The following is a 15,822-nucleotide window of genomic DNA, read 5'->3' as shown; positions in this document are numbered from 1 at the left end:
TGGAGGAAATGACTTATGGAAGAAAACAATATCCCTAAGGTATATGACCCAAAATCCTTTGAGAAAAAATGGTATGGTTATTGGGAAGAAAACAAGCTGTTTCACGCAGTGGTAGATGAGGAGAAGGAGCCTTACAGCATCGTTATCCCACCTCCAAATGTAACTGGCCAGCTTCACATGGGTCACGCCCTTGATAATACCCTTCAGGATATTCTTATCCGCTGGCGCCGCATGCAGGGCTACAATACCCTGTGGATGCCGGGCTGCGACCATGCAGGAATTGCTACCCAGGCCAAGGTTGAGGGAGCTCTCCGTGAGGAAGGCACCAACCGCTATGAGCTGGGTCGCGAAAAGTTCCTTGAAAGAGTTTGGCAGTGGAAGGAAAAGTTTGGCAGCCGTATTATGAGCCAGCTTCGTTCTCTGGGCTCATCCCTTGATTGGGACAGAGAGCGCTTTACTATGGATGAGGGCTGCTCCAAGGCTGTTCGCGAGGTATTCGTAAGCCTTTATGAAAAGGGCCTTATTTACCAGGGTACCCGTATTACCAACTGGTGTCCTGATTGTAATACCGCTATTTCCGATATTGAAGTAGAGCATGAAACTGAGCAGGGGCATCTGTGGCATATCCGCTATCAGGTGGAAGGTGAGCCGGACAAGTATGTGGAGGTTGCCACCACCCGTCCTGAGACCATGTTCGGTGATACTGGCGTGGCTGTTCACCCTGATGATGAGCGCTATAAGGATTTAGTTGGCAAGAATGTTATTTTGCCAGTTGTTAATCGCGTAATTCCAGTTTTTGCTGATGAATATGTTGATTCTTCCTTTGGTACTGGTGCCGTAAAAGTTACTCCTGCCCATGACCCTAACGACTATGAAATGGGACTCCGTCATGATCTGGAGCAGCTTAAGGTTCTGTCCAACACCGGCAAGATGATGGAAGGTGCCGGCAAGTACGAGGGGATGGATCGTTATGAGTGCCGCAAGGCTCTGGTTAAGGAGCTGGAGGAAATTGGTGCCCTGGTTTCCGTTGAGGACCATGAGCATGCAGTAGGTCATTGCTCCCGTTGTCATTCCACCATTGAGCCATTGATTTCCACCCAGTGGTTTGTGAAGATGGATACTTTGGCAAAGCCGGCGGCTGATGCTGTAAGAGATGGTCGCATTAAGTTCGTTCCAGAGCGTTTCAGCAAGATTTATTGCCAGTGGCTGGACAACATCCGTGACTGGTGTATTTCCCGCCAGCTGTGGTGGGGCCATCGTATCCCTGCATGGTATTGCGATGACTGCGGCGAGACCTCTGTATCCCGTGATGATATTTGCCAGTGTCCTAAGTGCGGCAGCAAGAATGTACGTCAGGATGAGGACGTGCTGGATACCTGGTTCTCCTCCGGTCTGTGGCCATTTGAGACCATGGGTTGGCCTGAGGAGACTCCTGAGCTGAAGCATTTCTATCCTACGGCTACTTTGGTAACTGGTTATGATATTATTTTCTTCTGGGTTGTCCGCATGGTAGTTATGGGATTGGAATTTGGCAAGGATATTCCGTTTAAGACCGTTTATATCCATGGCCTTGTAAGGGACAGCCAGGGCCGCAAGATGTCCAAGTCCTTGGGCAATGGTATTGACCCGCTGGAAATGATTGAGGAATATGGTGCAGATTCTCTGCGCTTTATGCTGATTACCGGCAATACTCCTGGTAATGATATGCGCTTCTACAACGAGCGTGTTGAGTCTGCCCGTAACTTTGCCAACAAGCTGTGGAACGCTTCCCGCTTCATGCTTATGAATCTGGAGGGCTTCGACAAGAGCTTTGTACCGGCACCTGAGGATTACACTATGGCAGATAAGTGGATACTGTCCCGTTTTGCCAAGACCGCCCAGGGTGTTACCGAAAATCTGGAAAAGTACGAGCTGGGTGAGGCTGGCCGTCTGATTTATGAGTTTATCTGGAGCGAGTTCTGCGACTGGTATATTGAGCTTTCCAAGGCCCGCCTTTATGACAAGGAAAATGTTAAGCCTCGTCAGACAGCCCAGTATGTATTGGGTTATGTTCTGGAGCGCACTCTGCGTCTGCTGCACCCATTTATGCCATTTATTACCGAGGAAATTTGGCAGCACATTCCACACGAGGGCAAGAGTATTATGGTTTCCCAGTGGCCTGCTGAGGACAAGACTATTGCTGACCTTATTGACGAGGACAGTGAAAGCAGCATGACCACCATTATGGAGACCATAAAGACTATACGCGCCCTTCGTCTGGAGGTTAATGCGGCTCCAAGCAAGAAGAGCGAGGTTGTATTGAACTTTACCGATGAATCCCTGCGTCAGGTGTTTGCTGATAATGAGGGCTATCTTACTGTTCTGGCTTCTGCTGAGCCTGTTACCCACATGGCGGTTGGCGCTGAAAAGCCGGAAAATGCCATGGCTGGTGTCGTAAACGGTGTGGAAATCTTCCTGCCTCTTAAGGATCTTATCGATGTTGAGAAGGAAACTGCCCGTCTCAATGGTGAAATGGCCAAGCTGGAAAAGGAAATTTCCCGTCTGGACAAGAAGCTGTCCAACCAGGGCTTCCTGGCCAAGGCTCCTGCCGACGTGGTGGCAGGGGAGAAGGAAAAACTGGCCGGTTATCAGGAGAAGATGGACGCTGTGAAGGCACGCCTTGAGGATTTGGCCAAGCTTTAATGCATAATATATGGGGGACTGGAAGACAGTCCCCTTTTTGTTCATGGTTAGTGTACTGACGTAGTGATTTTTGAGCTATAAACGACGCCAGAGACGCTGCCAGTGCACTGTTATCAGGGGGATATTATGAATTATTCAGAGTCATTGCAATATTTGGAGGAGCTTAATGTCTTTGGTACGAGCTTGGGGCTGGTTCGCATCAAAAAGCTTCTGGAATTAATGGGAAATCCCCAAAACGAATATAAGACTGTTCATGTAACCGGCACTAACGGCAAGGGCTCCGTTACCTGTATGCTGACGGAAATCCTTAAAGAATCCGGAATAAAGGTTGGAATGTTCACATCGCCCCATTTGGATTCCTACACTGAGCGGGTTATTATTAACGGCGAAGAAATAAGCCAGGATAAATTTTCTGCGGCTATTACCGTGGTCAGTGATTTATGCGATTTTATGGTGGGGGAGGGTGATGAGCACCCTACCCAGTTTGAGGTGCTGACGGCGGCTGCTTTCTATATTTTTATGAAGGAAAAGGTGGAGTACGCCGTCATAGAAGTGGGCCTGGGGGGACTGTTGGATTCCACCAACGTCATTACCCCGGAGGTTTCCGTTATTACAAATGTGTCCTTCGAGCACGCAGATAAATGTGGGGGCACATTGGAGGGAATTGCAGAGCACAAGGCGGGCATTATTAAGGCTGGAGTACCTGTAATAACAGGGGCTGCGGGAAAAGCTCTGGAGATAATACGGGAAAAAGCTGCAGAAAATAAAGCTTCCATATACGTTGCAGGCGAAGATTTTGATGCCAAACCGACTAAACCCCTTGGTCAGCTAAGTATTCCGCCAAATCTTGGCAATGTTGGTAACGGCAGCATGAATCCTTCCATGATTGACTTGCAGATAGAGGCACTGTCTGCACTGCCATACGGCAGATGTGAGTCCGGGGATACAACCAAAACTCAGCTGGTGGAATTTACTTCCCATAACGACCAAATGGCATCCATGGATTACAAGCTGGCATTGATGGGCCTACATCAGGTGGGCAACAGCGGTCTGGCGGCAGCGGCGGCTATGCTTCTGGCTGTAGACGATTTGCGTATTACCCAAAGGGCCTTGAAAAAGGCCATGACTTCTGTGAAGTGGCCGGGACGCTTTGAGGTAATGGCCCGTGATGGCTTTGAGCTCATTATTGATGGTGCCCATAATCCTGCCGGCATAAAAACCCTTAGGGACAGCCTCGATTATTATTATCCTGGCAGAAAGCGGATTTTTGTTCTGGGAATTCTTAGAGATAAGGATTTTGAGGGGATGATGGAGGCTCTGCTGCGGCCGGAGGATACGGTTATATTTACCACACCCCTCTCTGAACGGGCGGCCCAGCCGGCTGATTTGCTGGAATATGCCAATGTAAATGAAAAAGAAGCCGTTGACGAGCCAAGGACAGCCCTGGAACGGGGCATGGCACTGGCAGAGGCTTCGGTGACAGAGGGAAAGGAAACGGTGCTTATTTGTGCCGGCTCCCTGTATCTTATAGGTTATTTGCGTGCCTTTTTAAAAAGTGAAAAGTGTTAATGGGGAATGGGACCGTTGTTTTGGTCCCATTTTTTTTGTATAATAATATGAATGTAATTATATATTTTTGAGGTGAATTCTTTTGAGCAGCTTGAATAAACTGGCGGCTTCCAGGGCTGTTAAGGATACAATATTTTTGACAATTCTGTTGGAGGCTTTTTTCATAGGATTATCACAAACTACTGCTATAGTATTTATGGGAATCGGCATAGCCTTGTTTTTATTTCGCTGGTGGAAGGATCCAAATTTCCACGTAAAGGCTACCACCTTTCATTGGCCGCTTATTGTGTACTTACTGTGCAGTGCAGCCTCCATATTGGTATCCCCGGATAAGATATATACACTGACAATATGGTTTGTGCTGGTTATAATCTATTTTCTGACCTATGTGCTGGTGACCCAGAATGTGGAAGACTGTCGGCAGATAAGATTGCTTACTTATTCTTTGGGGGCTTCTGCCGCCATTATTGTGGCCTACGGTTTTTTCCAGTTTATTTTCGGCATTGATACATCGGAAATGAAGTGGGTTGATGGTGAAGCCTTTCCGGAGCTTAGCAAGCGCGTTTTTTCAACTTTGGAGAATCCCAACATATTGGCTGCCTATCTTGATATGGTGGTTTGCGTGCTGCTGGGGCTTTTTGGCACTCTTACTGAGAAGCGTACCCGCATTGCCCTTGGTGTGGCCATGGTCTGCACTTTGGGCTGTGTTGCCATGACATATGCCCGTGGGGCCTGCCTTACCATTGCTTTTATTATGGCAGTTTATGGTATATTGAAGGACAAGCGGATATTGGCCGGGGTGGCAGTGCTGGTGGCAGGGTTCCTGTTGTTGAATCCGGTGCTGTTTGAACGCATGAGCACTATGTTTACCGTGGTGGATACCTCCTCGGAAATGCGTATTGCCATGTGGGAAAGTACAGTACAGATGATTCTTGACCACCCGATTTTGGGTATTGGCGGCGGAGCGTATTCTCTGGTTTATCCAATTTATGATACCTATATTGTGGATGGCAGTGTAACCTTGGTCCATGCTCATAATATTTATCTTAACTATCTAGCTGAAATTGGTATTGTGGGAGGCTGTGCCTTCCTGGTATTTTTCCTTGGATATACCGGTACTGCCCTGTATCCTCAAAAGACTATGCCCGATGAATTCTCCAAGGGCCTGATGCTTGGCTTGGGCCTGGCTTTGGTGTCTGTGGCTCTTAACGGTCTTACAGACGATGTATTGTATAATGTCCCTTCCTCCATGTATCTGTGGATGATTTGCGGACTTGTTTATGTTATGAAGGAGAAGATATAATTAATGACAATTATGACATTGGATTTTTGGACAGCTTTGTTTTCTATCGTAATACTTGATTTGGTTTTAGCCGGGGATAATGCGGTGGTAATTGCAATGGCAGCCCATCGTCTCCCGGATGAGCTAAAAAAGAAAGCAGTTTTGGTAGGTACTGCGGGAGCAGTGATTATAAGAATTATTATGACACTGCTGGCGGTTTATCTTTTGTCTATCCCATATCTACAGGCTTTGGGTGGTCTGCTGTTATTGCCGATTGCCATTAAGCTGTTGGCTCCAGCCAAGGAGGGCCATGTAGAGGAGGCGGATAATTTCGCCGGGGCTGTGAAGACAATTATCGTGGCTGATGCGGCTATGGGTATTGATAATGTACTGGCGGTAGCAGGTGCCGCCCATGGCAGCTTTTTGTTGGTAGTAATTGGTCTTGTTATCAGTGTGCCTATCGTTGTGGGCAGCAGCCAGATTATTGGCAAGCTGTTGGATAACTGGCCAGTGCTGATTTATCTTGGTGCCGGTATTTTAGGTTGGACAGGTGGCAGCATGTTGGTTCACGATGCCAGCATTGGCCCTGTAATCGAGGGTGCCTTGGGTTCCATGGCTTCCATTATTATTCCTGCTGTACTGGCCGTGGGTGTGTGTATTATTGGCTACAGCAAAAAGAAGCAAGTACAGCCTGAGTAAAACTTGTGTTGTGTGTAGGAGTGTTTTATGAGCTTAATGGGTTTAAGTTCTGCTGAAATTGAAGAACGTCGGGCCAGATATGGCAGCAATTCTTTGACTCAGCTTGAAAGGGATTCTCTGTTTAAAAAGATTTTTCAGGGGTTTAAGGACCCCATGATAATGATTCTGTTAGTCGCTCTGATTATTCAGGGCGTACTTTATTTTATGGGGCAGGCGGAGTGGTTTGAGCCAGTTGGAATAATGGTGGCTATTCTTATCGCCAATGGTGTTGCTTCTGTCAGTGAGTATAATCAGGAAGGTAAAGCTGTGACCCTGCGAAATGACGAGGCTGCCAAGGATATAACCAAGGTTCTTCGTGACGGCGAATTGTCGGAGATTCCTGTCAGTGAGGTGGTGTCTGGGGATATTGTATTTTTACAGGCCGGGGACCGACTTCCTACAGACGGATCGTTGGTTGAGGGCTCTGTGCATATTGACCAGTCTGTATTGAATGGTGAGACTGAGGAAATATTAAAATGTCCAGTGGATAATGAGGCCAGTGATGGCTATGATGCGGAGGATTTGCTTAATCCCCATTATGCTTATCGTGGTACGGTGGTGTGCAGTGGTGAGGCATATCTGGAAACCAGTGTAGTGGGGGATAAAACACTGTTTGGTCAGTTGGCTTTGGAAGCACAGTCTACGGCCCGCAGGACACCACTACAGGTGAAGCTGGATAAGCTGGCCCATCATATTTCTGCCTTTGGCTATATAGGTGCAATTGCTATTGTGCTGGGTATTCTCATAAAGACCTTTGTTACTGGGGAGGCTCCTGACAATTTATGGGGCTGGGTGCGCCTGATTATTGATGCGGTTACTGTAGCTGTAACTGTTATTGTGTGTGCTGTTCCTGAGGGCTTGCCAATGCTTACCTCCATGCTCCTTTCCGTTCAGAGTCTGAAAATGGAGAAGGACAATGTTTTGGTCAAGAAAATAAATGGTATTGAAACCTCCGGCAGTCTCAGCATTCTCTTCAGTGACAAAACAGGAACCATTACTGAGGGAAAGCTATCTGTGGTGGATATAGCACTGGGAGATTTAGTACATTTAAAGCATATTGGTAATCTTGAGCTGAAGAGCAATGAGGGAAGAGAGGCTTCAGGGGAATATATCAACAAGTTTATAAAAGCCGCTGGCCTTAACAATAGTGCCCACCCGGGAGCAGATTCTGTAATCGGCGGTAACAGCACTGATCGTTCCATAATCAAGGCATTGATGGATGCTGGTCTGACCGACGCCATAAATCGTGATGAGGCCCTTGGCTTTAAATATTTTAATTCTAGGGACAAGTATTCTGCAGTGGCAGTAAATGAAGATGATAAATGTATTTGTTATCTTAAGGGTGCCCCGGAGGTAATGCTGGAAAAATGTCATCAGTATCTGGGGGCGGATGGTTTACCCCACGCTTTAAATTCTGTCAGTGAAATTCATAAATATATTGATAAACAGGCCGGCCGTTCCATGCGTCTGTTGGCGGTGGCTTATGGTTCAGGCTCCGTTAATGAACATGGAGAAGCTGAGGCTGAGGGCAGCCTTACATTGATTGGCATTATCAGTATTCGTGACAACCTTCGCTCAGAGGCTATGGGAGCTATCCGTGAGGTCCAGAATGCCGGGGTGCAGGTGGTAATGATTACCGGGGATAAGCGGGAGACGGCTGTGGCCATAGCCAAGGAATCAGGCCTTATTCACTCTGATGATGATGTGGTGCTCACCTCCGGCGAAATGAAAAAAATGTCTGATGATGAGCTGAAAAAAATTCTGCCAAAGCTTCGTGTGGTAGCAAGGGCCCTGCCAACTGACAAGAGCCGTCTGGTGAATATTGCCCAGGAGCTGGATATGGTGGTGGGCATGACCGGTGACGGTGTAAACGATGCCCCGGCCCTAAAGAAGGCAGAGGTTGGCTTTGCCATGGGAAGCGGCACAGAGGTGGCCAAGGAGGCAGGGGATATTACTATTCTCGATGATAACTTCCGCTCCGTGGTAAAGGCTATTTTATATGGCAGATCAATTTTTAAGAGTATAAGAAAGTTCCTTATATTCCAGCTTACAGTAAACGTGGCGGCTGTACTTGTTTGTTTTCTGGGACCAATGCTGGGAGAGAATATTGTTCTAACGGTTATTCAGCTTCTTCTGATTAATCTTGCCATGGATACTTTGGCGGCCATTGCTTACGGCAGTGAGCCCGCCCTTCAGGAATATATGCTGGAAAAGCCGGTGGCCCGTCAGGAGAATATTGTAACCAAAAAAATGCTTACACAGGTCATCATAAATGCCCTGGTTATCACGGCAATTTGTCTGAGCATTTTGTTCTTTGAACCGGTGCGGGGACTTTTCGGCGATGTGACAGTAACCTATCTGAAGTCAGCTCTTTTTGCCACCTTTATGATGGCCATTACCTTTAATGGCTTTAACGCCCGCACAGACCATATAAATGTCTTTGAGCACCTTGGCCGTAACAATACCTTTTTGCTGGTAAGCTTTGCCATATTTGCCATGCAATGGGTATTTGTGGAATTTGGCGGGGAGGTTTTGAGCGTTGAGCCTCTTTCACTGAAAACATGGCTTATATGTGCCTTTATGGCAATATTGGTCATACCAGTGGATGTAGTAAGAAGAATAATTTTAAGATAGTAGGTATGCCTATGGTTATATAGTAGTATTTCCATAGGCATATTTTGTAATAATTGTCATACGAATATGCCTTTTGTGCATTGACATTTGATTTATAACGATTTAGAATGAAATTAATTAAATAGAGTGAGGACAGGTGTCTGTTTATCAGACTTAATAGAGAATCCGGTACAAGCCGGAGCGGTCCCGCCACTGTAATGGGGAGCGAAGTACAATTATGTCACTGGGTCACGGATAATGTGATCTGGGAAGGCGTACCAAGCATTGATCCTGAGCCAGGAGAACTGCCTGTTTTATCATTTCCGTTAGCGATATTTCAAAGGGCTGCCAGCAACCCTTTGATTTGAAGTATGCTTGTACCTGCGAGCGATGGGTAGGGGATGGAACTGTGATGGATGGAATATCTGCGATTTAGGCGATTCGTTTATCTGGTATCAATCTCCGGCTTATTTATTTAAGTCGGTTTTTTATTTTTACCGGAGGGATATTTCTTACATCAACTCCATCTGCACACTCTAGGCAGATGGTTTTTTCATTTTGCGTGAAGGAGGTAAATTCAATGAATGAGGAGAAAAGCGGTCAGGCCCAAGAAGAGCTGGATCTTCAGGCCATTCTGAAAAAGGCTGAACAGGTAACTGATTTTCCTGACGTGCCTTTGGATGAGTTTACACCGCCTACTTACGATGAGTGGAAGGAAGCCTGTATCGCCCTGCTAAAAGGTGCGCCATTTGAAAAGAAAATGTATACCAAAACCTACGAGGGTATCACATTTTCTCCAATGTATTTCAGGAAGGATACTGACCCAATCCTGCCTAAAAAATCCTTCCCTGGCATGGATGATTTTATGAGGGGAGCAAAGCCAAATGGTTACATAGAATCTCCATGGGGTATCGCTCAAGCCTGTGATGAAACAATGCCTAAGGAGAACAATGAGTTGTTGAAGCATGAAATAGACAGGGGCTCAACAATTTATAACATTACTCTCGACAAGGCTACTATTTCATGCGGGGATGCAAGGGAAGCAGATAAGCCCGGGGACGAGGGCTGCAGTGTAACCACTCTGCAGGATGTGCATGATTTGTTGGATGGATTAAAGCTGGAAAAATATCCACTCTACATTTATGCCGGCGCATCTGCTGTGCCTATGCTGTCCATGGTGGCAGCTGATTTAAAGTCAAGTGGCCAGTCAACCAATATTCTTAAGGGTATTATTGGTGCCAATCCAGTGGGAGAACTGGTGTCAACTGGTAAAAATAAACAGTCCCTGGCAAAACTGTATGACGAGGCCTATGAAGCAGCCAAGTGGGCTATAAAAAATGCCCCTGGAGTAAAGACCTGCTTTGTAAAGAGCGATGTGTTCAGCAATGGCGGTGCCAACGATATTCAGGAGGTTGCCTATAGTCTGGCTGTGGCCACTGATTATATCAGGGCAATGCTGGAGCGTGGTCTTACTGTGGACGAGGCTGCAGGCCAGATAGCCTTTGAATTTTCTATGGGTGCCAACTTCTTTATGCAGATTGCCAAGCTGAGAGCAGTCCGTCCTATATGGTCCCAGATTGTGGAGGCATTTGGCGGTAGCGATGAAGTACAAAAAATGTTCGTTCATGCCCGTCCAGCACGTTTCTTCAAGACCGTATATGACCCTTATGTAAATATGCTGCGCAATACATCGGAGATTTTCTCAGGCGTTGTGGGAGGACTGGATTCTTTCGAAAATCCTCCATTTGACGAGGTTATCCGCAAGGGTGATGAATTCTCCCGCCGTATTGCCAGAAATGTTCAGATAATGCTTCAGGAGGAATTTGGCTTACTTCAGCCAATTGACCCTGCTGGTGGCTCCTGGGCTGTGGAAACTCTTACCAAACAGGTAAAAGAAAAGATTTGGGATGAATTTAAAGTAATTGAAACCAAAGGCGGTATTGTTGAGGCTCTCAAGGAGGGATATCCTCAGGAGCAGATTGGCCTTATTTTGGCCGAGCGCTTCAAGAAGCTGGAGCTTCGCCGTGACCGCATTGTTGGTTCCAATATGTATCCTAATATGACCGAGGTGCGCCTTGACCCTAGACCGGAGGATTTCGGGGAGAACAAGAAGCTGCGTTCAGAGGAAATTTCCGCATATCTTAATGATATCGACACCAAGTTCTGTGATGAGGCTCTGGCCAAGATTAAGGATGAAAAGGGATCTATGGAATCCGTTATAGAGGCAGCCAAGGCTGGTGCCACTATTGAGCAGCTGAGAAGTGCCCTTACTTGCCCGAAATGTGCTGAAAATGCCGAGGAAGTTGAAAAAATAGAAAGACATCGCTGGAGTGAGCGTTATGAGGCTCTTCGCATGGTGACAGAGGCTTATAAGGAAAAGAATGACGACAATGTTAAGATTTTCCTGGCCAATATGGGCCCTATTCCACAGCATAAGGCAAGAGCAGACTTTACCACCGGCTTCCTGCAGGTTGGTGCCTTTGAGGTACTAGGCAATAACGGCTTCCCTACTGAGGAAGAGGCCGCTGCTGCCGCCAAGGAATCCGGAGCTGATGCAGTTGTTATCTGCTCCACAGATGCCACTTATCCTGATATTGTGCCTAAGCTGGCTCCTATGCTCCACGAGGCTTTGCCAAATGCCACTGTATTTTTGGCTGGTGAGGCTCCTAAGGACCTTAAGGAAACTTATGATAATGCCGGTATTGACAAGTATATTTCTGTCAAGGCAAATTGTTATGAAATCCTGCAGGCACTGCAGAAGAAGAAAGGGATGATTGAGTGATGGCTTCTTTTAACAATCCTGATTTTACCAGTATGAACCTTAAAGAAGCTCCAGAGAGAAGCCCTGAAGAATGGCGTAAGCTGTTTGAGGACGCTGCCGGTGCCAATTTCGACAAGCTGACTGGCAAAACAATGGAGCATATTCCTATAAAGCCGCTGTATAACTATGATGAATATGAGCACATGAATCATCTGGATTTTGCCTCCGGCATTCCACCATGCCTCCGTGGCCCATATTCCACCATGTATGTATTCCGTCCTTGGACAGTTCGTCAGTACGCTGGTTTTTCCACTGCTGAAGAATCAAACGCCTTCTACAGAAGAAATCTGGCTGCCGGCCAGAAGGGTCTGTCCATCGCCTTTGACCTTCCTACCCATCGTGGCTATGACTCTGATAACCCAAGAGTTTTGGGCGATGTTGGTAAGGCCGGCGTTGCTATTGACTCTATTTTGGATATGCGTATTCTGTTTAGTGGTATTCCTCTTGATCAGATGTCCGTATCCATGACCATGAATGGAGCGGTATTGCCAATTTTAGCCTTCTATATTCTCTCCGGTGAGGAGCAGGGCGTAGATAAGAGTGTTATGGCTGGTACTATTCAGAATGATATTCTGAAGGAGTTCATGGTGCGTAATACTTATATTTATCCACCGGAAATGTCCATGCGTATTATCGGTGATATTTTTGAATATACCACCAAATACATGCCTAAGTTCAACAGTATTTCCATTTCCGGCTATCACATGCAGGAGGCCGGTGCTACTGCTGATATTGAGCTTGGTTACACTCTTGCTGATGGCCTTGAATATATCCGTACTGGTGTGGCCGCTGGTCTGCCAGTTGACGCCTTTGCTAAACGACTCTCCTTCTTCTGGGCTATTGGTAAGAATTACTTCATGGAGGTTGCCAAGATGCGTGCGGCCCGTGTGCTCTGGGCGAAGATTGTTAAGTCCTTCGGAGCTACCAACGATAAGTCCATGGCACTAAGAACCCACAGCCAGACCTCTGGTTGGTCACTGACAGCACAGGATCCATTCAACAATGTATCCCGTACTCTCATGGAGGCCATGGGAGCAGCTCTTGGTCATACCCAGTCCCTCCATACAAATGCGCTGGATGAGGCCATCGCTCTGCCAACTGACTTCTCCGCCCGCATTGCCCGTAATACCCAGCTTTATATTCAGGATGAGACCAGCGTATGTAAGATTATCGATCCTTGGGGTGGTTCTTACTATGTTGAGGCTCTTACAAATGAGATTATTCGCCGTGCATGGGCTCATATTCAGGAGGTTGAGGCTCTGGGCGGTATGGCCAAGGCAATTAACAGCGGCCTTCCAAAAATGCGTATTGAGGAAGCTGCTGCCCGCCGTCAGGCCCAGATTGATTCCGGCAATGAGTCAATTGTTGGTCTGAACCGCTTCCGTCTGGAAAAGGAAGATCCACTGGAAATTTTGGCCATTGATAATACTGCTGTACGCCAGGCCCAGATTGAGCGTCTGGAAAAACTCCGTGCAGAGCGTAACGATGACGATGTCCGTCGTTGCCTTGAGGGTATTACCAAGGCTGCAGAGTCCCGTGACAACGGTAACCTTCTTGAAGCAGCCGTTGATGCGGCCCGTGCCCACGCTTCACTGGGTGAAATTTCCGATGCCGTTGAAAAGGTATCCGGACGTTTCCAGGCCGTTATCCATACCATTTCCGGTGTTTATTCCTCTGAGTTTACTGATAAGAGTGCTTTGGAGAAAGCACGTGAAATGGCTGATGAATTTGAAAATCTTACTGGCCGCCGTCCAAGAATATTCGTGGCCAAGATGGGCCAGGATGGCCATGACAGAGGCCAGAAGGTTATAGCTTCTTCCTTCGCCGATATGGGCTGGGATGTTGATGTAGGCCCTCTTTTCCAAACCCCGGAGGAAACTGCACAGGATGCCGTCGATAATGATGTTCACATGGTTGGGTTCAGTTCCTTGGCCGCTGGTCATAATACTCTCCTTCCACAGCTCGTTCAGGAGCTGGAAAAACTGGGCCGTGAGGATATCATGGTTTGTATCGGCGGTGTCATCCCGGTTCAGGATTATGACTTCCTCTACGAAAGCGGTGCCGTGGCCATCTTTGCTCCAGGAACCAATATCCCGGAGGCTGGCATTAAGCTGCTGACCCTTTTGATAGAAAGAGCCAAGGAAGATTTAGCAGAGGAGTAATGGTGACGAGTTATGGCAAAATACACCACTTCAAAACCGAGCTGGGTTCCTGATGAGCCCAATGAAAAGTTCGCCTGCAGTGTTATGGGCGGCATAGAGGGGATAAAGGACACCACTGTGGGCAACATTAATCCTAATCTGTTAAATGGAAAAATGAAGCCAAGACGGCGTCTGGTCTTAAGTGAGGATGATTATGTCAACGGTGTTCTTAATGGGGACCGCATGACATTATCCCGGGCTATAACTCTCATTGAAAGTAATAATTCCAAGCATTTTGCCAAGGCACAGCGGGTTTTACAAAGGCTTTTACCACATACTGGAAAGGCACTTAGAATAGGTATTACAGGTGTGCCGGGAGCAGGCAAGAGCACTATTATTGAAGCCTTCGGTAATATGCTCTGCGATGCCGGCCACAGGGTGGCCGTCTTGTCCGTTGACCCAACCAGCTCTGTTACCAAGGGCTCCATATTGGGCGACAAAACAAGAATGGGGACGCTTTCCCGTCGTCAGGAGGCCTTTATAAGGCCTTCTCCTGCGGGGGGGACCCTGGGCGGCGTTGCCAGAAAAAGCCGTGAAACCATGCTCATGTGCGAGGCTGCGGGCTATGATATTATTCTGATTGAAACCGTTGGTGTAGGCCAGTCGGAAACCACAGTACGTTCAATGGTAGATTTTTTCATGCTGGTGGTGCTGACAGGGGCCGGAGATGATTTACAGGGTATCAAGAAGGGTATCATGGAGCTGGCAGATGCAATAGTTATAAATAAGGCCGATGGGGATAATCTTCTGAAGGCCAAGGTTGCCAGAGCGGAATACGAGCGGATGATAGAATATATTCGTCCCGCTACAGAGGGGTGGCCAACCCACGCATATATGTGTTCTGCTTATACAAAATATGGTATCCCGGAGCTTTGGAAGGTTATCCAGGCTTTTAAGGAAATGACCAACGAGAGCGGTGTTTTCCAAAAACGCCGCAATCGTCAGCTTTTGGAATGGATGTACAGCATGATTGATGAACACCTTCACAGTCTGTTCTTTGATGATCCTGTGATAACAGGCAGAATGCCGGAGGTAAAGGATGCTGTGCTAAAAGGAATAATTTCTCCTACCCAGGCGGTGAAGGAGCTGGTGAATATGTTTGATGTGGACATGGCAGCCCGTCGTCAGGTGGATATATTCCATCCGGAAGCTGAGGTGAAATCTTAATGTATACTAAGAAAATATATTTTTCCGGTGGCAGCTTTCACGATTTGCAGGCAGTTTTTGAAGAACTTCCCGGGGTTGTAACAGTAAAAACTGGTTATATAAATCCGGAGTCAAAGGCTGTGGATTATGAGGCCGTGGCGGGAGGAAATGTTAAGGCTGTAATGGGGGTCTGTGTGGAGTACAACCCCAAGAAGACTGATGTTTCCTACTTGCTGGACATTCTTTTTTCCGTAACAGACCCCTATAGTGAAAATCGTCAGGGGAACTTAATTGGTCCGATGTTTATGTGCGGTGTATACCATAATACACCAGAAGATTTACCCCAAATACAACTTCATTTAAATTTCATGGCCAACAGGACCAATCCACCAGCGGTGGCGGGGAGCAATCTTACCATTAATGACCCTGTAAGCGACCAGAAGCAACGGCGAAAACTATTTGTAAGGTCTGAGGAAATAAAGATATTTGTGGAGGCTGAGGAGCCACATCAGGACTATCTTAAAAAGAATCCTTCTGCTATTACGCAAATAGATATTCAGAAGTTCAAGAATTATATTAAGATTCAGTAAAAAAAGGGGGATAGCGAAAGCTATCCCCTTTATTTGTATGACAATTTCTACATCTTTCCTTGACTCAAATCATCTGGAGTGGTAGACTTTGAGTGATGTATAATGTATATATGCGAGAATGTATAACTATGGTTTGAGCGTATTATAACCCAAAGTTATAATCACCAATCACAGGGGAAA

The 15,822-nt window shown here is 46.9% G+C and carries 9 protein-coding genes and 1 riboswitch; all 9 genes read left to right on the top strand.

What is annotated here, in order from left to right; genetic code table 11:
* Positions 1 to 15 precede the first annotated feature (15 nt).
* The 9 genes from T525_RS0101585 (at position 16) to T525_RS0101545 (ending at position 15,642) form a co-directional block, all read left to right on the top strand.
* Positions 16 to 2,682 carry a valine--tRNA ligase gene (locus tag T525_RS0101585; protein ID WP_027405735.1) on the top strand — a complete coding sequence of 889 codons (2,667 nt, stop codon included), beginning with the start codon at positions 16 to 18 and terminating at the stop codon, positions 2,680 to 2,682.
* A gap of 126 nt (positions 2,683 to 2,808) precedes the next feature.
* Positions 2,809 to 4,251 (top strand): folylpolyglutamate synthase/dihydrofolate synthase family protein, encoded by a 1,443-nt coding sequence (locus T525_RS0101580; RefSeq protein WP_027405734.1) that lies wholly within the window; start codon positions 2,809 to 2,811, stop codon positions 4,249 to 4,251.
* A gap of 82 nt (positions 4,252 to 4,333) precedes the next feature.
* Positions 4,334 to 5,554 carry an O-antigen ligase gene (locus tag T525_RS16495; protein WP_051533327.1) on the top strand — a complete coding sequence of 407 codons (1,221 nt, stop codon included), beginning with the start codon at positions 4,334 to 4,336 and terminating at the stop codon, positions 5,552 to 5,554.
* Positions 5,555 to 5,557: 3 nt separating this feature from the next.
* The gene (locus T525_RS16490) at positions 5,558 to 6,232 is read left to right on the top strand and encodes a TerC family protein (protein WP_027405733.1); all 675 of its coding nucleotides are present in this window, start codon (positions 5,558 to 5,560) and stop codon (positions 6,230 to 6,232) included.
* A gap of 27 nt (positions 6,233 to 6,259) precedes the next feature.
* Entirely contained in the window at positions 6,260 to 8,905 is a 2,646-nt protein-coding gene (locus T525_RS0101565; protein ID WP_027405732.1) for a calcium-translocating P-type ATPase, PMCA-type, read from the top strand.
* A gap of 117 nt (positions 8,906 to 9,022) precedes the next feature.
* Positions 9,023 to 9,212, top strand: a riboswitch (cobalamin riboswitch).
* A 252-nt stretch (positions 9,213 to 9,464) separates the two neighbouring features.
* Entirely contained in the window at positions 9,465 to 11,666 is a 2,202-nt protein-coding gene (locus T525_RS0101560; RefSeq protein ID WP_027405731.1) for a methylmalonyl-CoA mutase family protein, read from the top strand.
* Entirely contained in the window at positions 11,666 to 13,867 is a 2,202-nt protein-coding gene (gene scpA / locus T525_RS0101555) for a methylmalonyl-CoA mutase (RefSeq protein ID WP_027405730.1), read from the top strand. The genes T525_RS0101560 and scpA overlap by 1 nt, the downstream gene beginning before the upstream one ends.
* A 12-nt stretch (positions 13,868 to 13,879) precedes the next feature.
* Positions 13,880 to 15,073: a methylmalonyl Co-A mutase-associated GTPase MeaB gene (meaB, locus tag T525_RS0101550; protein WP_027405729.1), complete on the top strand. Its 1,194-nt coding sequence runs from the start codon at positions 13,880 to 13,882 to the stop codon at positions 15,071 to 15,073.
* Positions 15,073 to 15,642 carry a peptide-methionine (S)-S-oxide reductase gene (locus T525_RS0101545; RefSeq protein ID WP_027405728.1) on the top strand — a complete coding sequence of 190 codons (570 nt, stop codon included), beginning with the start codon at positions 15,073 to 15,075 and terminating at the stop codon, positions 15,640 to 15,642. The genes meaB and T525_RS0101545 overlap by 1 nt, the downstream gene beginning before the upstream one ends.
* Positions 15,643 to 15,822: the final 180 nt, after the last annotated feature.

The sequence above is a fragment of the Anaerovibrio sp. RM50 genome (genome assembly GCF_000622005.1).
In the GTDB taxonomy this organism is placed as follows: Bacteria; Bacillota; Negativicutes; order Selenomonadales; family Selenomonadaceae; genus Anaerovibrio.
The sequence above is the reverse complement of the archived record's forward strand: the minus strand, read 5'-3'. Positions and strand labels throughout refer to the sequence as shown.